The organism is Flavivirga algicola, from assembly GCF_012910715.1.
Classification (GTDB): domain Bacteria; phylum Bacteroidota; class Bacteroidia; order Flavobacteriales; family Flavobacteriaceae; genus Flavivirga; species Flavivirga algicola.
In genome coordinates, this window is sequence record NZ_JABBHF010000032.1 from 1 (window position 1) to 437 (window position 437).

1 protein-coding gene is annotated in these 437 nt (G+C 46.0%); it reads right to left on the minus strand.

Annotated elements, in window-relative coordinates:
• A partial coding sequence (locus HHX25_RS21080) for a hypothetical protein (protein WP_394352865.1) occupies positions 1–437 on the minus strand: 437 nt, incomplete at both ends.

Here is a 437-nt window from a genome sequence, read left to right on the forward strand (position 1 = left end):
GGGTTATCGATTCCAGTAGTCTCCTCACAATCGGTAAGGCCATCGCCATCGGTATCGACTAACGCCACGGCAGTATGCATCGGATCACACGGATCATTTACATCACTAATACCTGTTGGTACCTCTGACGTTGATGGATCATCAATTCCCGTAGTTTCTTCACAATCGGTAAGACCATCGCCATCACTATCGATAGTAGTAATGCCTACTGGGTCACAAGCATTATTTGGATCAAATGGCCCTGAACCATAGCTATTTGGATCTTCAGGTGTATTTGGGTTGTCGATTCCTGTAGTCTCTTCACAATCGGTTAAACCATCTCCATCCGTATCTGTTAATGCTACAGCAGTATGCATCGGATCACATGGATCGTTCTCATCACTCGTACCAGTCGGTACTTCTGGTGTAGCTGGGTTATCAATCCCCGTAGTCTCTTC